The following is an 18,027-nucleotide window of genomic DNA, read 5'->3' on the forward strand; positions in this document are numbered from 1 at the left end:
ATCGCTTTATAGGAGCCCTTCTTTGCCGCCGTAACGGAAAAATCTCTGCGGATTCAGGTCCGGTGCTGATCGTCCGCCCTATAGTGGGCGCACGCCTCGGCCCGTGACGCTGCGTCGCCGGGCGGCGACGACGCGCACACCCTCCAGGAGGCCGCTCCCATGACCCAGCCGCCGGACGCCCACGCCCGCCGCTCCGGTGGCGAGCTGGAGGACCACCTCGCGCTGCTGCGCCGGCAGTGGCTGGTCCTCGTGGGCTGCGTCGTGGTCGGCGGCACGGTCGGGCTCGGGCTCATGCGGCTCACCCCGTCCGCCTACACCGCCGTCACCGAGGTGCAGGTCATGCCGATCGGCGCCCAGGAGCCCGGCAACCAGGTCACCGCCCGCCAGCGTGAGTCGCTCAACCTCGACACCGAGGCCCAGGTCGCCGCGTCGGCCGTGGTCGCCGGCCGGGCCGCCAAGGCGCTCGGCCTCACCACGGCGGAGCCGGCGGAGGTCACCGTGCCGCCCAACTCCTCGGTCCTCGCCATCGCGGTCACCGCCGGCGACCCCCAGACCGCCGCCGTCCGGTCCGCCGCGTACGCCGACGCCTACCTCGCCCACCGCCGCGACAGCGCCCTCGCCGCGCTGACCGAGCAGCAGCAGGCCGTGCTGAGCAAGCTCAGGCAGGTCAACGCCGGCCTCGACGCCACCATCCGCCGGCTCGCCCTGCTCGTCAGAGGCACGCCCGACCACACCATCGCGCTCCAACGGCAGAGCGTGCTCAACAGGCAGGCCGCGAGCCTCGCACTCAAGTACGACGCCCTCCGCACGGTCGCGGTCACCCCCGGCACGGTCATCAGCCCCGCCGTGCCGCCGTCCGAGCCCAGCTCCCCCAGCCTGCCGCTCTACTTCGGCACCGGCCTGATGGCGGGGCTGCTGACCGGCGCCGCGGCCGCCCTGCTCCGCGACCGGCTCGATACCCGGCTGCGCCACGCCGCCGACATCGAGCGGCTGACCGGCCTGCCGGTGCTGGCCGACCTGTCCTGCGCCGACGAGCCCGGCCTGCTGCACGAGCTGGCCTACGCCGTCGAGCCCGGGGTGCTGCACGAGCTGGCCTGCGCCGTCGTCGCGGCCTGTCCGGGCAAGCGGCTGCTGGTCTGCGCCCTGCCCACCGACCTCTGCTCCTCCTCGCCCGTCGAGCCGTTCGCCGTCAGCGCCCCGCTCACCGTGCTCGACGGCACCGACGTACGCGACCTGGCGCGGGCCGACGCCGCCCTGCTGCTCGTCGGCCTCGGCCGCGTCACCGCCCCCGAGGTCAGCGCCGCCGCCCGCCGGCTCGGCCGGCACGACATCCCGATCATCGGCGTGGTCGCCGTCACCGACGTGGTGCCCGCGTTCGTGCCGCTGCTGGAGCCGCGTACGCACACGCCGCTCGGCAAGCTGGTGGCCACCGGCGAGTTCCCCACCACGACCTCCTCCGAGCTGGGCATCAGCACGTCCGCCGAGACGACTCCTCTGTCGCCCATGCCGCCGCTGCGCAGGTCCCGGCCGGGGCCGCCGTGAGCCGCGCCGCCTGGCCGATCGCGGCGCTGCTGGTCGGCTACCCGCTCTGGTGGGCGCTCGGGTTCGGCGGCCTGTCGGTGATCATCCTGGCCGGGCCCATGGCGGTGCTGCTCTGGCGGCGCAGGCCGATCCTGGTGCCGCCCGGGTTCTGGCTGTGGATGCTGCTGCTGGCCGGCTACCTCGTGAGCGCGCTGATGCTGGCCGAGTCGCCGCCCGGCACCTACGGCGAGCTCGGCCCCGGCCGGCTCATCGGCTGGACGATGCGGCTCGCGCTCTACGTCAGCGTCCTGATCATGGTGCTCTACCTCGGCAACCTGACCGAGCGGGAGCTGCCGCAACTCCGGCTGGTGCGCATGCTGGGGGTGCTGTTCGCCACGACGGTGGCCGGCGGGCTGCTCGGCGTGCTGGTGCCGGGCTTCTCGTTCACGTCCCCGGTGGAGCTGCTGCTGCCCCGCTGGCTGAGCGGCAACGCCTTCGTCCAGAACCTCATCCACCCGACCGCCGCGCAGACCCAGAAGGTGCTCGGCTACGCCATGCCGCGCCCCGAGGCGCCCTTCGAGTGGGCCAACGCCTGGGGCAGCAACGTGTCGGTGCTGCTGGTCTGGGCGGTGGTCGGCTGGTGGGTGCACGGGAGCCGGCGGCAGCGCGTCCTGCTCGCCGTACTGACCGCCCTGGCCGCGGTCCCCGTCGTCTACTCGCTCAACCGGGGCCTGTGGATCGGGCTCGGCCTCGCCGTCGTCTACCTGATCGTCCGGGTGGGCGGGCGCACCAGGCTCGCGCTGTGCGGGGCGGCGACCGCGGCGGCGCTGGCGTTCGCGCTCAGCCCGCTGGCCCCGCTGGTCGCGCAGCGGCTCGACCGGCCGCACTCCAACGACATCAGGGCCTTCACCGTCACCGCCACGCTCGCCGCCACCGCCCACTCGCCGGTGATCGGCTACGGCAACACCCGCAACGCCACGGGCAACCACCGGACCGTCACCACCGGGCGCACCGCCTGGTGTCCGGGCTGCGGCCATCCGCCGCTCGGCAGCGACGGCCAGCTCTGGCTGCTGCTGATGACGCAGGGGCTCACCGGCGCCGCGCTCTACGTGGCCTTCTTCGTCGGCGCGATCCGCCGCCACTGGGCCGACCGCAGCCCCGTCGGGCTGGGCGGGGTGCTGGTGATGGGCCTCGTGCTGCTCTACATGTTCGTCTACGACGGCCTGGTCACGCCGCTCATCCTCTACCTCATCTCCTTCGCCCTCCTGTGGCGCAACTCCCGGCGAGGTCCCGCATGAACGACGCCGCCGTCCGTCTCGGCTACCTGGCCGACACCGTCCGGCTGCTCTATCCGGGGCCGGGGTCGCCGCGGGCCTACACCGTGCTGCCGCACGCCGCCGTGCCCCGCCGGCTGGCGCCGCGGCGCTGGTGGCACGTCGGGTCGCCGGTCATGGTGCCCGGCGAGGGGTCGATCGCGGCCCACCTGGGCGAGGTCTTCGGGCGGCCGGTCGAGACCGTCCTGCACGTCCGGCCGGCCCGGCGGGCCAACCGCAAGCCGGTGCTGGAGGTGCGTTCGCGGGGGCGGCTGCTGGCGTACGTGAAGGTGGGCGACAATCCCCGCACCCGCGCGCTGGTCGCCGCCGAGGCGGCGGCCCTGCGCCGGATCGCCGGGCTCGGCCTGCGCACGGTGGTCGCGCCCGAGGTGCTGCACCTCGGCGAGTGGCGCGGCCTCGCGGTGCTGGCGGTGTCGCCGCTGCCCGTACGCCGCCGCCGGAGCGCGCCCCGCCCGCTGCTGCTGGCCGCCGTCGCGGAGATCGCCGCCACCGGCCACGACCCCGGTCACGACGCCCGCCACCACGCCGGTCATGACGCCGGTCATGACTCCAGCCACGACGCCGGTCATGCCACCGGCGCCGCCTGGCACGGGGACTTCGCGCCCTGGAACGTCTGTCCCGCCCCCGGCGGCCGGCTGCTCGTCTGGGACTGGGAGCGTTACGCGACCGGCGTCCCCTACGGCTTCGACGCCCTCCACCACTTCTTCCACCGCGCCCTGCGCCGGCTGCCGCCCCCCGACGCCGCGCGCGCCTGCGTGGCGCGGGCGGCGCGCGAGCTCGCCCCGCTCGGCGTGTCCGCGGCCACGGCCCGGCAGAGCGCCCTGCGTTACCTCATCGCCCTGGCCGACCGGCACGCCGCCGACGGCCACGAACCGCTGGGCCCGCCGCACACCTGGCTCAACCCGGCCGTCGACCACGAGGAGTCGCTCGTATGAGGACCGTGAAGCGGTCGGTCCTGTCGTTGTCGCGGGCGGCGGGCCGGTTGACCGCCGGGGCGCGGCTGCTGCCGGCGTTCCTGATCGCGGGCGGTCAGCGGTGCGGCACGACGTCGCTCTACCGGGCGCTGGCGCAGCACCCGCTGCTGCTCAAGCCGGTGCTGCACAAGGGCGTGCACTACTTCGACGTGGCCTACTGGCGCGGGCCCGCCTGGTATCAGGCGCACTTCCCGCTGCGGGCGGGGGCGGCGCTGCTCACCCACCGCTACGGCGGCCGGGCGCTGGCCTTCGAGTCGTCCCCCTACTACCTGTTCCACCCGCTGGCCGGGGAGCGGATCGCCGCCGACCTGCCCGGGGTCAAGCTCGTCGTGCTCGTCCGCGACCCGGTCGAACGGGCCTGCTCGGCCCACGCGCACGAGCTGGCCAGGGGGTACGAGACGGAGCCGCGCTTCGAGCGGGCCGTCGAGCTGGAGACGGCCCGGCTCGACGGGGCCGAGGAGCTGCTGCGCGCCTCGCCGTACGCCCGGCACCACTCCCACCGCCACCACGCCTACCTCGCCCGCGGCCGGTACGCCGACCAGCTCGACCGGCTGGAGCCGCTGTTCGGCCAGGACCGCATCCTCGTGCTGGACAGCCACGTGTTCTTCCAGCAGCCTGAGCACGTCTACGACCGGGTGCTGGAGTTCCTGGGGGCGCCGCACCTGGGTTATCCGGAGTTCGAGCGCCACAACGGGCGTCCCCGGCCGCACCCGCTGCCCGCCGAGCTGGGGCGGGCGCTGCGCGACCACTTCGAGCCGTACGACGCCCGGCTGGTGCGCTGGCTGGGCGCGGAGCCGTCGTGGCGACGGTGACCCCGGCCCGCCTGGTCGCGGGGCTGCGGCGGCGGGGCGGCGTGGCGCGGGGCGGGGCGGCGGGGCTGGCGGCGGCCGGGGTGTCGGCGGCTGCGCAGTTCGCGCTGGTCGTGGTGGTGACGCGGGCGGTGAGCGCGGCCGAGGCCGGGGCGTTCTTCGCGGCCACCGCCGTGGTGCTCATGGCGGCCGGCGTCGCGAAACTGGACGCGGGGAACGGGCTGGTGTTCTTCATCGCCCGCGCGAAGGCGTCCGCACATCACGGCACCTCCGGATATGTCAGGGCGGCGACCGTTCCGTGCGCGGTGGCGGCCATCGTGGCCACCGCGCTGCTGTGGCCGAGGGTGGGGCCGGTGGCGGCGATCGTGCCGGTCATCGTGCTCGGCGACGTGCTGCTGGCCGCCACCCGCGGCTTCGGCTCGCTGCGGCCCACCGTGCTCCTGGACGGCATGGCGCTGCCCGCCGCGCAGCTCGTGCTGGTCGCCGCCGCGGCCCTCGCCGGGCGGCCGGAGTGGCTGCCGCTCGCGTGGGCGCTCCCGTACGCGCCGGTGCTGGTCCTCGCGGCCCTCGCGGTACGAAAGCGGACGCCACGCGGCCCCGGCCTGCCGGGGGCGGGGCGTGACCTGTGGCGCTACACCGCTCCCCGGTCGTTCGCGGGCGCGATCCAGGCCGTCTTCCAGCGGCTGGACGTCGTGGTCGTCGCGCTGCTCGCCGGGCCCGCGCAGGCCGCCGTCTACACCGCCGCCACCCGGTTCAAGGTCGTGGGCCAGCTCGCGAACCAGGGGCTGACCCAGGCCGTACAGGCCCGGCTGGTGAGCGCGCTGGCGCTGGGCGAGCTGGCGCGGGCCAGGGAGCTCTACCAGACGGCGACCGTCTGGCTGGTGCTGCTGACCTGGCCGGTGTGGCTGGCGTACGCGGCGCTGGCCCCGTGGCTGCTGGCCGTGTTCGGGCCCGCGTACGGCACGGCGGCGCCGGTCGCGCTGGTGCTCGCGGGCACGATGATGGTGGCCACGGCCTGCGGGATGGTGGACGTCGTGCTCACCGCCGCCGGGCACACCGGCCTGAGCCTGCTCAACCTGCTGGCGGCGATCGCCTGCACGCTGGTCCTGGACCTGGCGCTGGTGCCCGCGCACGGGGCGCTCGGCGCGGTGGCCGGATGGTCGGGCGGGGTGCTGGTGAAGAACCTGCTGCCGCTGTGGCAGCTCCACCGGCGTTACGGGCTGCGCCCGTTCGGCCGGCACACGGCGGCGGCGCTGCGCCTCCACACCTGGGCCGCCGCATGAGCGCCGCGCCCGTGCTGGTCACCGGGCTGCCCCGGAGCGGCACGAGCTGGGCGGGCAAGATGCTGGCGGCCGGCGGCGGGCTTGTCTACGTCAACGAGCCGCTCAACCCCCAGCACCCGCCCGGCCGCTGCCCCGGCGTGCTGGCCGCCGAGGTCACCCATCGTTTCCAGTACATCTGCGACGACAACGACGAGGTGTGGCTGCCCGCCTTCCTCGACACGGTCGCGCTGCGCTACCGCTGGGGTGCCGAGCTGCGCGCGAACCACCGCCCGTACGATCTGGCCCGCCTGCTCCGCTACGGCGGCGCCTTCGCCCACGGCCGGCTGACCGGACGCCGGGCGCTGCTGGACGACCCGTTCGCGGTGCTGAGCGCGGGCTGGTTCGCCCGGCGGCTGGGCTGCCGGGTGATCGCGCTGGTGCGCGAGCCGGTGTCGTTCGTGGCGAGCTGGCGGCGGCTCGGCTGGCGCGCCGACCTCCGCGACCTGCTGGACCAGCCGCTGCTCGTCCGCGACCACCCCGAGCTCGCCGCCCTCGACCCCGCGGCCGACGGCCTCGCCGCGATCGCCGCACTCTGGCGGGTCACCCGGACGATCCTGGCCGGCACGCCCGGGATCCTCGTCGTCTCCTACGAGTCCCTTGCCGCCGACCCCCTCAAGGGCTTCCGCGACCTGTACGACCACGCCGGCCTGCCCTGGACACCGTCCGCCGCCCGCCGCGTCCACCGCGCCTGCACCGGGTCGTCGTCGGCGGGCGGCGCGTTCCGCTGGTCCGGCCTGTCGCGTACGGCCTACCGCCGCATGGACTCCCGCCAGGCGCTCGCCACCGCCACCCGTGGCCTCAGCCAGGAGGACGCCGCCCGCGTCCGCGCCCTCACCGCCTGACCAGCCGCGCGGCCAGGCCCCGGGCGAGCAGGCGGGCCGCGAACGGCAGGTCGTCCACCAGATAACGGCGGGCCAGCCGGCCCGGCTCCGTGGCGAGGCGGAACGCCCACTCCAGGCCCGCCCGCCGCATCCACCACGGCGCCCTCGGCACCATGCCGGCCGCGAACGCGAGCGCCGCCCCGCATCCCAGGAACCACGCCCCCGGCAGGTCGCGCCGCAGCTCGGCGATGAGGAGGTCCTGCCGGGGGAAGCCGAGGCCGACGAAGACCAGCCGGGGACGGGCCGTGACGACCCTGCGCAGCACGGCGGCCCGCCCCTCGCGGCAGGAGTCGAAGCCGTGGGCGGGCGCATGCGCGCCGCAGATCCGCAGCCCGGGAAAGGCCCTGACGAGCTCGCGGGCGGCCCGCTCGGGAGCGCCGTAGGGGCCGCCGAGCAGGTAGACCGGCCATCCGTGGCGGGCGGCCCGCGCGCTGAGCGCCCGCAGCAGGTCGGCGCCGGTGACCCGTTCCGGCAGCGGCGTGCCCAGCAGCCGCGCCGCCCAGACCAGCGGCATGCCGTCGGCCACGACGAGGTCGGCCGAGGCCACGAGCCGCCCGAGCGCGGGGTCGGCGGCGGCGAGGCGGCAGATGTCCACGTTGGGGGTGACGATCCGGCCGCCCCGCCCGGCGGCCAGCTCGGCCGCCACCCGCTCGACGACGTCGTGCTCGCGGACCGGGTCCAGCCCCAGCCCGCCGACCCTGATCCGCCGGGGCGCGGTCGCGAGCAGGGTCATATGCCGTGCCCCCGGTCGTGCAGCCGGGACAGCACCGCCGGCGCGGAGACCAGCCCGGCCGCCACCGCGAGCGCGATCGGCGCGCGCGGCTCGGCCGGACGGGAGGCGAGGGCGCGGGCGGCCCAGCGCAGGGCCGCCCGCCGGTGGCCCAGCGCGGCGTGCCCGAAGGCGAGCTGCCCGTAGACGCGGGCCGCGCCGCGCGGGTCCACGGCCAGCTCGGGGTGCCGGGCGAGCATCCAGTCGAGGCCGGCGATGCGGTCCGCCCAGCGGGCGGCGTAGTGGGAGGAGCCCCAGCGGACCCGTACGAGCGGCCGGTCGACGTAGGTGATCGGGTGGCGCTTGGCGGCGCGCAGGGCGAGGTCCCAGTCTTCGTTCTGGCCGCCGGGCGCGCTCTCGTCGGGGCGTGGGGCGCCGCGCTCGAACAGGAACGTCGAGGAGTGGACCATGACCATGCGGGAGCGTACGAGGTCGGCGGCGCTCACCGTGGACGTCCCCGCGAGGCGCGGCACCCGGTGACCGCCGTGCTCGACCTCGATGCCGCAGCTCGCGAACTCGCCCCCGCCCCGGCGCAGCGCGCGGAGCTGGGCGGCGAGCTTGCCCGGCAGCCACAGGTCGTCGTCGTCGCAGAAGGCGGCCAGGTCGGCGGCGTCGAGGGCGTCGAGGCCGGTGTTGCGGGCTCCGGGCAGGCCGGGCGTACGCGTGTTGGGCAGCACCAGCACCCGCCGTCGCGCGCCGTCGCCCAGCCCGGCGAGCCCTGCGGCGATCTGGGCCACGGGCCCGCCGCCGTCCACCACGACGACCACTGTCAGCGTGCCCCAGTGCGCCTGCCCGAGCACGCTCTCGACGGCCTGGCGCAGCAGGACGGGCCGGTCGCCACGGGTGGGGACGACCACGCCGACGGACGTCACGCGGCCCCCCGGTAGCCGTAGCGCAGGCGGAGCGGCCAGGTGAGCAGGCTGACCACGCGCCGGTCGCCCCCGGCCATCGCGGTCGCCCACGAGTCGTCGCGGCGCAGCTTGACGCGCCCGACCTGGAAGCGCATGGGGTTGCCGGAGACGGTGTGGGACGGCCCGAGCCAGGCGGTGCGCCCGTCGATGAACGACAGCCCGGCGGCCGTCTCGTCGAGCCCCAGCTCGTGCCCGAGCGCGGCGAGCGCGGGCCCGGGGTCGGCCAGCAGGTCCTCGTAGCGGACGGTGGTGACCGGGACGCCGCGCCGCGCGAGCAGCTCCAGCGCGGCGTTCTGGGCCGTCCAGTGCAGGGCGGTGCGGGCGGGACCCCACCGGGTCATCGGCAGGCCGTCCTCGGGCCGCTCGACGGTGCGGCCCCAGGAGTGGGCGACGGCGCGCGGATCGCGCACCACCTGGACGACCCGGACGTCGATGCCGCCGCTCGCCAGGCAGCAGGCCAGGGAGGCGTGCTTGCTGGAGTCGACGACCACGCGGGCCCCGGTGGCGGCGTAGAGCCTGCGGTAGACCTGGACGTAGTCGCCGAGGTCGGGATGGGCGATGCGCGGGACGCGGCGCGTGCGATCGACCCGCCGGCGCAGCGTGAGCACCCGCTCCGCCAGCCGGGCCGACCATCCTCCGAAGGCGCGCTCCCCCACCTGCCGCCAGAAGGGACAGGCGGGGAAGGGCGCCCCGCACCCGCAGGGCTGGCCTGCGAGCACTCCCCTTTCCCAGAGATGCACGACCTCGCCGAGGGCCATCACGCCGGGCAGCTCGCCGAGGAGCCGTTCGAGCAGCGTGGTGCCGCTGCGCCCCAGACCACCGAGGTAGATCACCTGGGTGGCGTGCTCGTGATCGGTCAACGGAGTGGCCTCGCATCAGAACATCGCGCTCAGCGTGGACTATGAGCGCGAACGTGCGACGACCTTATCGCTATGGGTAATCACCCGGTCACGGAACGCCAGAAAGATCTACCTTCAGCGCGCGTCGAGCACCATCCCCGCGCCGACCGTGCCGTTGGTGGCCTCGTCGATGAGGATGAAGCCGCCGGTGAGCCGGTTGCGCGCGTAGTCGTCGACGAACAGCGGCTGCGTGACCCGCAGCGACACCCGGCCGATCTCGTTGAGGCCGAGCGAGGTGGCCTCCTCGTCGCGGTGCAGGGTGTTGACGTCGAGCCGGTAGTGCAGGTCGCGGACGAGCGCCCGCGCCGTACGGGTGGTGTGCTTGATCGTCAGCTTGGACCGCGGGGTCAGCTTGACGCCGTCGGCCATCCAGCAGACCATCGCCTCCAGCTCCTGCGCGACGTGCGGCTGGTTGTTGGGCCGGGCGATCATGTCACCGCGCGAGATGTCGAGGTCGTCCTCGAAGCGCAGCGTCACCGACATGGGCGGGAACGCCTCCTCCACCGGCCCGTCGAAGGTGTCGATGGAGGCGATGCGGGTGCTCAGCCCGGAGGGCAGGTGCACGACCTCGTCGCCGGGCTTGAGCACGCCGCCCGCGACCTGTCCGGCGTAACCCCGGTAGTCGTGGAAGGCGTGGTCGGTGGCCCGCTGGGGGCGGATGACGTATTGGACGGGGAAGCGCACGTCGGTCAGGTTGCGGTCGGAGGCGATGTGCACGTTCTCCAGGTGGTGCAGCAGCGAGGTGCCGAGATACCAGGGCATGTTCTCGCTGCGCGAGACGACGTTGTCGCCGTTGAGCGCGGAGATCGGGATGAAGGTCAGGTCGGAGACGTTGAGCTTGGAGGCGAACGCCGTGAACTCCTCCCTGATCTCCTCGAAGCGCTCCTGCGCGTAGTCGACGAGGTCCATCTTGTTGACCGCCAGCACCAGGTGGGGCACCCGCAGCAGCGAGGTCAGGAACGCGTGCCGCCGCGACTGCTCCAGCACGCCCTTGCGAGCGTCGATGAGGATGATCGCCAGGTCGGCCGTGGAGGCGCCGGTGACCATGTTGCGGGTGTACTGGATGTGGCCGGGGGTGTCGGCGATGATGAACTTGCGGCGCGGCGTGGCGAAGTAGCGGTAGGCGACGTCGATGGTGATGCCCTGCTCCCGCTCGGCGCGCAGGCCGTCGGTGAGCAGCGACAGGTCGGTGTACTCGGTGCCCCGGTCGCGGGAGGTGCGTTCGACGGCTTCGAGCTGGTCCTCGAAGATCGCCTTGGAGTCGAACAGCAGGCGTCCGATGAGGGTGGACTTGCCGTCGTCGACGCTTCCCGCCGTGGCAAAGCGCAGAATGTCCATTTAGAAGTAGCCCTCTCGCTTGCGGTCCTCCATGGCGGCCTCGGACGAGCGGTCGTCGGCCCTGGTGGCCCCGCGCTCGGTGATGCGGGTCGCCGCGATCTCCTCGATGATCTCCTCGACCGTGGCGGCCTGGGACTGGACGGCCCCGGTGCAGGTCATGTCGCCCACGGTGCGGTAGCGCACGACCGCCTCGAACAGCGGCTCGTCCTCGCCGCGCTGGACCACCTCGGAGTCGGGCAGCAGCATGCCGTCGCGCTCGAACACCTTGCGCGTGTGGGCGAAGTAGATGGAGGGGATCTCGATGCCTTCGCGCCGGATGTAGTCCCAGACGTCCAGCTCGGTCCAGTTGGACAGCGGGAAGACGCGGATGTGCTCGCCCTTGCGGATGCGCGCGTTGTAGAGGTTCCACAGCTCGGGGCGCTGGTTCTTCGGGTCCCACTGGCCGAAGTCGTCGCGGAAGGAGAACACCCGCTCCTTGGCGCGGGCCTTCTCCTCGTCGCGGCGGGCGCCGCCGAAGACCGCGTCGAACTCGTGCTCCTCGATCGCGTCGAGCAGCGTGGTGGTCTGCAGGCGGTTGCGCGAGGCGCGCCGCCCGGTGTCCTCCACGACCCTGCCCTGGTCGATCGAGTCCTGGACGCTGGCCACGATGAGCCGCGCGCCGAGCTCGCCGGAGCGGCGGTCGCGGAAGTCGATGACCTCGTCGAAGTTGTGGCCCGTGTCGACGTGCATGAGGGGGAACGGGATGGCCGCGGGCCAGAACGCCTTCTCCGCGATGCGGAGCATGACGATGGAGTCCTTGCCACCGGAGAAGAGCAGACAGGGGCGCTCGAACTCGGCCGCCACCTCGCGCATGATGTGGATCGCTTCGGCTTCGAGCACGTCGAGCTGCGACGTTGTGTAGTCGCGCTGCAGCATGGGAGCTTCCTCCGGCGGTTTAGGCGTGCAGGTCCCGAATCCCGGCGAGCAGGGATGCCGCCAGCTCCGGTAGGGAAACCAGAATATCTGGTAGTGAGGGGTCGGCTTGGTTGTAGGCCAGCGCGGCGCCGTCCACGCGGCTCGCGTGGGCTCCGGCGGCCTGCGCCACGGCGACCGGCGCGGCGGAGTCCCATTCGTACTGGCCGCCGGCGTGCACGTACGCCTCCACCTCACCGGTGAGCACGGCGGAGATCTTGGCCCCGGCCGAGCCGATCGGCACCAGATCGGCGCCGACGAGATAGGCGAGCTTCTGGACGAACTCCGGCGGGCGGGTGCGGCTGACCGCGATGCGGAAGCGCCCGCCGGCGGACGACGGCAGCTTGGGCGGCTCGGCGGTGGTGAGCGTACGGCCCTGCGCGGGCAGCGCCACGGCGCCCGCCGCGAGCCGTCCGCGCTCCCAGAGCGCCACGTGCACGGCCCAGTCGGCGCGCCCCTCCTCCGAGAACTCGCGGGTGCCGTCGAGCGGGTCGACGATCCACACCCGCTCGGCGGACAGGCGGCGCGGGTCGAGCCGCTCCTCGCGGGTGGCCTCCTCCGACAGGACGCTGTCGCTCGGCCGCAGCCGGGCCAGCGCCTCCATGAGGAAGACGTGGGAGCTGCGGTCGCCCTCGGCCTTCAGCGCGGCCGCGTCGTCGAAGCCCATGCGCCGGCGAACCTGCAGCAGCCTCTCGCCTGCCTCGTTCGCCAGGTCGGCGGCGACGGCGTGGTCGTCGCGAATCGTCATCAATATGCTCCTTGCCCGCGGGCGACGGCCGACCAGGTTTTCCACAGGATCTGCAGGTCCAGGGTGAGGGACCAGTTCTCCACGTAACGCAGGTCCAGCCGGACCGATTCCTCCCACGATAGGTCAGATCTACCACTTACTTGCCACAGCCCCGTGAGCCCGGGCCGGACGAGCAGCCGTCGCCGCACGTCGTCACCATAACGCGCAACCTCCTCGGGCAGCGGAGGACGCGGCCCCACGAGCGACATGTGGCCGAGCACGACGTTGATGAGCTGCGGCAGCTCGTCGAGCGAGTGGCGGCGCATGCGGACGCCGAACGGCGTCACCCGCGGGTCGTTGCGGACCTTGAACAGCAGCCCCTCACGGTCGCTCACCAGCGTGATCTTCTGCTGCTCGGCGCCCCGCCGCATGGTGCGGAACTTCAGTATCGTGAACAGCCGCCCGCCCCGGCCCACCCGGGTCTGCCGGAACAGCGCGGGACCCGGGCTGGTGGCCCGGACCGCGATCGCGAGACCGGCCATGAGCGGGGCCAGCAGCACCAGCAGGGCCGCGGCCACCAGGCGGTCGAAGACGTTCTTGAGCAGTTGCCGCAGCCCGGCCAGCTCGGGATGCTCGACGTGCAGCAGGGGCAGCCCGGCGGCCGGGCGGATCGTGGTGCGCGGCCCGGCGACGTCCATGAGCGCGGGGGCGACGACCAGCTCGGTGCGGGTGCGCTCCAGCCGCCAGGCCAGCCTGCGCAGCGCCTCGCCGTCCATCTCGGGGCAGGCCAGCACGGCCACGGTGTCGGCGTCGAACTGGTCGACCGCGATCGGCACGTCGCTGAGGTCGCCGGCGACCGGCACCTCGGCCACCCGCTCGCCGGGCACGCCCTCGGGCAGGCAGGCGGCCACCACGTGAAGGCCGTGGTAGGGCTCGGCGCGGAACAGCGCGACCAGCTCGGCGACCGACGCGGCGTGCCCGACGGCGACCACCTTGCGCATGCAGCCGCCGACCGCGCGGCACCGGTGCAGGCCGCGGCGCAGGGCGTACCTGAAGAGGAGGGAGAAGAGGGTGACCAGGGGCAGCGCGAGGACCACGTAGCCGCGGGCGACGTCGGTCTTGGTCGCGTAGGAGCCGATGGCGGTGCCGGCGGTGAGGGTGAGGCCGGACTGCAGGACGCGGCGGAACTCCTCGGAGCCGACGCCGACCAGGCGCGGCTCGTACGCCCGGTGCAGCGCCACCGCGAGCGTCCAGACGATCGGCAGCGCCAGGCTCACCAGCACGTACGGCAACACATAGGGGGTGAACCCCCCGAACCGCACCGTGAAGGCCACCGCGGCCCCGATGCCCGCGCCGCACAGATCGGCCACCACGGCCTTGATCCGGTAGGCGTGCACCCAGGCCGGCTCGCGCGGGCCGCCCCGCCGCGAGACGACGTGACCGGAGCCGACGGTCATGAGACTCTCACCATGGCCGCGCAACGCACTTCCTCCGGGTGACCATTCTGCAACGGACAGTCACAGATGGTAGCGGTGCGGAGGACGGCGGTCCGGCGAACGACCCTATGCGGGGATCAGCGTGGAGGGCCGGATATGTGCAGATCAGCCCGATGGAACTCGTTCTGGGTGACCTCCAGGCCGTGGGCCATGAGCGACTCCACGACGTCGGCCGCCCGGTCCACCAGGAAGGGGAGGTCCTTGCGCTCGACGGTGGCGAAGTCCTTCAGCACGAAGGCGGCGGGGTCCATGCGGCCGGGCGGGCGCCCGATGCCGAAGCGCACCCGCAGGTAGTCGCGGGTGCCGAGCACCTTCGTGATCGACTTCAGGCCGTTGTGGCCGTTGTCGCCGCCGCCCAGCTTGGCGCGCAGCGCGCCGTAGGGGACGTCCAGCTCGTCGTGGACGACGATCAGCCGCTCGGGGCCGATCTTGTAGAAGTCGGACAGCACCTTGACCGGCCCGCCGGACAGGTTCATGTAGGTCAGCGGCTTGGCCAGGATGGCGGCGCGGGTCTCGCACACCTCGGCCCGGCTCTTGTGCGCCTTGAACCGCCCGCCCGCCCGGGCGGCCAGCTCGTCGAGCACCATGAAGCCGGCGTTGTGCCGGTTGCCCGCGTATTCGGGCCCCGGGTTGCCCAGGCCGGCGATCAGCCAGCGGTCCATATGCACCCCTTATAGCGGAACGGGACGGCTCGGATGCGGCCGCCCCGTTCTCGAAGGAAACCCGTTACTCGGCGGCGGTGGCCTCGGCGCTCTCGCCCTCGGCGGCGGCCGCGGCCGTCTCACCCTCGGCGGCCTCGCCCTCGGCCTCCTCGACGGCCTCGGTCGGCTTGGCGATGACCTGGACGACGACCGTCTCGGCGTCGGTGGCGAGGGAGGAGCCCTCCGGCAGCTTGAGCTCGCCGGCGGTCACGGAGGCGCCGACCTCCATGCCCTCGACGTCGACCTCGACGCCGGTCGGGATGTTCGTGGCCTCGGCCTCGACCGGCAGGGCGGTGAGCTGCAGGTCGAGCAGGCCCTCGCTGTTGACGTCGCCGACGGTGGTGACCGGGATCTCGACGGTCACCTTCTCGCCGCGCTTGACCAGCAGCAGGTCGACGTGCTCGACGAAGCCCTTGATCGGGTCACGCTGGACGCCCTTGGGCAGCGCGAGCTCGTCCACGCCCTCGCCCTGGAGCCGGATGAGCACGTTGGCCGTGCGGAGCGCGAGCAGGACCTCGTGGCCGGGCAGGGTGAGGTGCTTGGGCTCGATGCCGTGCCCGTAGAGGACTGCGGGCACCTTGTCGGCGCGGCGGATCTTGCGGGCCGCGCCCTTGCCGAACGTGGTGCGGGGCTCGGCGGCGATACGTACTTCGGACACGACATCTCCTAGGGATGCAGTGGGGAATCGGTCGTCTGCGCTCACCCTCACCCGCCCTAGCGGAAGGCGTTACGAGCGCAACCAATTCAGTTTATAGGGCTCAGGTGTCACCCTCGAACAGACTCGTGACCGAGCCGTCCTTGAAGACCTCCGTGATGGCCCGCGCGATCAGCGGGGCGATGGACAGCACCGTCAGCTTGTCGAACCTGGCGGCCTGCGACAACGGCAGCGTGTTGGTGACGACGACCTCGCTGATGCGGGAGTTCTTCAGCCGGTCCACGGCGGGGTCGGAGAAGACCGCGTGGGTGGCGGCGACGACCACGTTGGTGGCGCCCTGCTCGTAGAGCGCGTCGGCGGCCTTGCAGATGGTGCCCGCGGTGTCGATCATGTCGTCGATGAGCACGCAGGTGCGCCCGCGTACGCGGCCGACGACCTCACTGACCTTGACCTGGTTGGCCACGTCGAGGTCGCGGCGCTTGTGGATGAACGCCAACGGGGTGCCGAGCGTGTCGGCCCAGCGCTCCGACAGCCGCACCCGGCCGGTGTCGGGCGAGACGATGGTGGTGTTGTCCAGGTCGAGCTTGTTCTTGAGGTAGTTCTCCAGGACCGGCATGGCGAACAGGTGGTCGACCGGGCCGTCGAAGAAGCCCTGGATCTGCGAGGTGTGCAGGTCGATCGACATGAGCCGGTCGGCGCCCGCGGTCTTGAACATGTCGGCGATGAGACGGGCGGTGATCGGCTCGCGCCCGCGGCCTTTCTTGTCCTGGCGGGCGTAGCCGTAGAAGGGCATGACCACGGTGATGCGCTTGGCGGAGGCGCGCTTGAGCGCGTCCACCATGATCAGCTGCTCCATGATCCACTGGTTGATCGGGACGGTGTGGCTCTGGATCACGAAGGCGTCGCAGCCGCGCACCGACTCGAGGTAGCGGGCGTAGATCTCGCCGTTGGCGAAGTCGATGAGTTTGGTGGGGGTGAGGGAGACGCCCACGTGCCGGGCGATCTCCTCGGCCAGCTCCGGGTGGGCCCGGCCGGAGAAGAGCATGAGGTTCTTCTCGCCGGGCGATTTGATGCTGGTCACTGCTGATTCTCCTGCTGCTCTCGCTCCGCCAGCGCACGCTCGGCGGCCGCGGCCGACTTGGTGCCCGCGCGCCTGCGCAAGACCCATTTCTCGATGTTGCGCTGTCGCGCTCGCGCCACCCCGATGGCTCCGGGGGGAACGTCGTCGATGATCACCGAGCCCGCCGCGGTGTAGGCGCCGTCGCCGACGGTCACCGGGGCGACGAGCATGGTGTCACAGCCGACGAAGGCACCGTCGCGCACGGTGGTGTGGCTCTTGTTGACCCCGTCGTAGTTGACGAAGACGGTGGACGCGCCGATGTTGACGTCGTCGCCGATCGTGGCGTCGCCGGCGTAGGTGAGGTGCGGCACCTTGGAGCGTTCGCCCACGGTGGTGTTCTTCGTCTCGACGAAGGTGCCGGCCTTGGCCTTGTGCTTGAGCACGGTGCCGGGCCGCAGATAGGCGTAGGGGCCGACGTTGGCCTCGGGGCCGATGTCGGCGTGGTCGCAGACGGCGTTGCGGACGACCGCCCGCTCGCCGACGCGGGTGCCGGTGAGCGTGGTGGCGGGGCCGACCTCGGCGCCGGCCTCGATGACGGTCTCGCCGTGGAGCTGGGTGCCGGGGTGGATGACGGCGTCGGCCGCGATCCGCACGCCGACGTCGATCCAGGTGCTGCCGGGGTCGACGATGGTGACCCCGGCGCGCATGTGGTCCTCCAGCAGGCGCCGGTTGAGCACCTGGCGGGCGGCGGCGAGCTGCACCCGGTCGTTGACGCCCTCGACCTCGACGTGGTCGCCGGCGGCGCAGGCGCCGACCCGGTGGCCGTCGCCGCGCAGGATGGCGAGGACGTCGGTGAGGTATTCCTCGCCCTGGGCGTTGTCGGTGGACACGCGCTTGACGGCGTCGGCGAGCAGCTCGCCGTCGAAGGCGTAGATGCCGGAGTTCATTTCCTTGATCGCCCGCTGCTCGGGCGTGGCGTCCTTCTCCTCGACGATCCCGAGGACCGCCCCCGACTCGTCGCGGACGATCCGGCCGTAGCCGGTCGGGTCGGGCACCTCGGCGGTGAGGACGGTGACCGCGTTGCCGTCGGCGGCGTGCCGTTCGAGCAGCGCGGCGAGGGTCTGGGTGCGCAGGAGAGGCACGTCGCCGTAGGTGACGAGGACCGTGCCGGGGATGGTGCCCAGCTCCTCCAGCACGGTGCGTACCGCGTGGCCGGTGCCCCGCTGCTCACGCTGGACGACGGCGCGCGCGTCGGGGCTGTGGGCCGCCAGATGGCCGCCGACCTGCTCCAGCGCGTGGCCGATGACGACGACGAGCCGCTCGGGACCGAGCTCACGGGCGGCGGCGAGCATGTGGTCGACCAAGGCGCGGCCGCACAGCTCGTGCAGGACTTTCGGGGTCTGGCTCTTCATCCGGGTGCCCTCGCCCGCGGCGAGGACGATGACGGCTGCCGGGCGCGGCACACTCACGGACTGAGGCTCCCTGTGACTGGACGATCAGGGCCATTGGTACGGCTCTTCTATGACTACCGCACCGCTACCCTCCCGACACCGTGAGGATACCTGTCCGCCCCCCGGACAATCTCGCCGGGTCTTGCCTCAAAGCTCCCGGAAGAGGACTCGAACCCCTACAAAGTGGACCAAAACCACTTGTCCTGCCGATTAGACGATCCGGGACAG

17 protein-coding genes and 1 tRNA gene are annotated in these 18,027 nt (G+C 73.1%); 6 read left to right on the forward strand and 12 right to left on the reverse strand.

The features are described from left to right. Positions 1 to 159 precede the first annotated feature (159 nt). From BMW85_RS27315 to BMW85_RS27340, 6 genes are read left to right on the forward strand one after another with little or no spacing between them, the layout of a single operon-like run. Positions 160 to 1,542 (forward strand): GumC domain-containing protein, encoded by a 1,383-nt coding sequence (locus BMW85_RS27315; RefSeq protein ID WP_091086814.1) that lies wholly within the window; start codon positions 160 to 162, stop codon positions 1,540 to 1,542. Continuing rightward, complete coding sequence (locus BMW85_RS27320; RefSeq protein WP_091086817.1) at positions 1,539 to 2,819, forward strand: hypothetical protein; 1,281 nt, start codon at positions 1,539 to 1,541, stop codon at positions 2,817 to 2,819. The genes BMW85_RS27315 and BMW85_RS27320 overlap by 4 nt, the downstream gene beginning before the upstream one ends. After that, positions 2,816 to 3,790: a hypothetical protein gene (locus tag BMW85_RS27325; protein ID WP_091086818.1), complete on the forward strand. Its 975-nt coding sequence runs from the start codon at positions 2,816 to 2,818 to the stop codon at positions 3,788 to 3,790. Before BMW85_RS27320 ends, BMW85_RS27325 begins: the two co-directional genes overlap by 4 nt. Next, entirely contained in the window at positions 3,787 to 4,641 is an 855-nt protein-coding gene (locus BMW85_RS27330) for a sulfotransferase domain-containing protein (RefSeq protein ID WP_091086821.1), read from the forward strand. Before BMW85_RS27325 ends, BMW85_RS27330 begins: the two co-directional genes overlap by 4 nt. Beyond that, a complete protein-coding gene (locus tag BMW85_RS27335) occupies positions 4,629 to 5,921 on the forward strand; it encodes a lipopolysaccharide biosynthesis protein (RefSeq protein ID WP_091086824.1) in 1,293 nt (430 codons plus the stop codon). Before BMW85_RS27330 ends, BMW85_RS27335 begins: the two co-directional genes overlap by 13 nt. Then, a complete protein-coding gene (locus tag BMW85_RS27340; RefSeq protein ID WP_091086826.1) occupies positions 5,918 to 6,802 on the forward strand; it encodes a sulfotransferase in 885 nt (294 codons plus the stop codon). Before BMW85_RS27335 ends, BMW85_RS27340 begins: the two co-directional genes overlap by 4 nt. Here BMW85_RS27340 and BMW85_RS27345 read toward each other — a convergent pair. The 12 genes from BMW85_RS27345 to BMW85_RS27400 form a co-directional block, all read right to left on the reverse strand. Continuing rightward, the gene (locus tag BMW85_RS27345; RefSeq protein ID WP_091086828.1) at positions 6,792 to 7,574 is read right to left on the reverse strand and encodes a WecB/TagA/CpsF family glycosyltransferase; all 783 of its coding nucleotides are present in this window, start codon (positions 7,572 to 7,574) and stop codon (positions 6,792 to 6,794) included. The two genes, BMW85_RS27340 and BMW85_RS27345, sit on opposite strands and share 11 nt — an antisense overlap. Further along, positions 7,571 to 8,482 (reverse strand): glycosyltransferase, encoded by a 912-nt coding sequence (locus tag BMW85_RS27350; protein ID WP_091086830.1) that lies wholly within the window; start codon positions 8,480 to 8,482, stop codon positions 7,571 to 7,573. The genes BMW85_RS27345 and BMW85_RS27350 overlap by 4 nt, the downstream gene beginning before the upstream one ends. Next, a complete protein-coding gene (locus tag BMW85_RS27355; RefSeq protein WP_177240909.1) occupies positions 8,479 to 9,381 on the reverse strand; it encodes a sulfotransferase family protein in 903 nt (300 codons plus the stop codon). The genes BMW85_RS27350 and BMW85_RS27355 overlap by 4 nt, the downstream gene beginning before the upstream one ends. A 114-nt stretch (positions 9,382 to 9,495) precedes the next feature. Continuing rightward, positions 9,496 to 10,758 carry a sulfate adenylyltransferase subunit CysN gene (gene cysN / locus BMW85_RS27360; protein ID WP_091086833.1) on the reverse strand — a complete coding sequence of 421 codons (1,263 nt, stop codon included), beginning with the start codon at positions 10,756 to 10,758 and terminating at the stop codon, positions 9,496 to 9,498. Further along, positions 10,759 to 11,673, reverse strand: coding sequence for a sulfate adenylyltransferase subunit CysD (gene cysD / locus BMW85_RS27365; RefSeq protein ID WP_091086835.1), 915 nt, complete (start codon positions 11,671 to 11,673; stop codon positions 10,759 to 10,761). Between the two features lie 19 nt (positions 11,674 to 11,692). After that, complete coding sequence (locus BMW85_RS27370; RefSeq protein ID WP_177240910.1) at positions 11,693 to 12,457, reverse strand: 3'(2'),5'-bisphosphate nucleotidase CysQ; 765 nt, start codon at positions 12,455 to 12,457, stop codon at positions 11,693 to 11,695. After that, complete coding sequence (locus tag BMW85_RS27375; RefSeq protein ID WP_091086839.1) at positions 12,457 to 13,893, reverse strand: sugar transferase; 1,437 nt, start codon at positions 13,891 to 13,893, stop codon at positions 12,457 to 12,459. The genes BMW85_RS27370 and BMW85_RS27375 overlap by 1 nt, the downstream gene beginning before the upstream one ends. Positions 13,894 to 14,009: 116 nt before the next feature. Then, complete coding sequence (gene pth / locus BMW85_RS27380; RefSeq protein ID WP_091086842.1) at positions 14,010 to 14,594, reverse strand: aminoacyl-tRNA hydrolase; 585 nt, start codon at positions 14,592 to 14,594, stop codon at positions 14,010 to 14,012. A 64-nt stretch (positions 14,595 to 14,658) separates the two neighbouring features. Continuing rightward, positions 14,659 to 15,291, reverse strand: coding sequence for a 50S ribosomal protein L25/general stress protein Ctc (locus tag BMW85_RS27385; protein WP_091086845.1), 633 nt, complete (start codon positions 15,289 to 15,291; stop codon positions 14,659 to 14,661). 100 nt (positions 15,292 to 15,391) lie between these two features. After that, the gene (locus BMW85_RS27390) at positions 15,392 to 16,369 is read right to left on the reverse strand and encodes a ribose-phosphate diphosphokinase (RefSeq protein WP_091086847.1); all 978 of its coding nucleotides are present in this window, start codon (positions 16,367 to 16,369) and stop codon (positions 15,392 to 15,394) included. Continuing rightward, positions 16,366 to 17,817, reverse strand: coding sequence for a bifunctional UDP-N-acetylglucosamine diphosphorylase/glucosamine-1-phosphate N-acetyltransferase GlmU (gene glmU, locus BMW85_RS27395; RefSeq protein ID WP_091086849.1), 1,452 nt, complete (start codon positions 17,815 to 17,817; stop codon positions 16,366 to 16,368). The genes BMW85_RS27390 and glmU overlap by 4 nt, the downstream gene beginning before the upstream one ends. 135 nt (positions 17,818 to 17,952) lie before the next feature. Beyond that, positions 17,953 to 18,024 (reverse strand) — tRNA-Gln (locus tag BMW85_RS27400). Positions 18,025 to 18,027: the final 3 nt, after the last annotated feature.

Origin of the sequence: Nonomuraea wenchangensis (assembly GCF_900111685.1) — a bacterium.
GTDB classification, from domain to species: domain Bacteria; phylum Actinomycetota; class Actinomycetes; order Streptosporangiales; family Streptosporangiaceae; genus Nonomuraea; species Nonomuraea wenchangensis.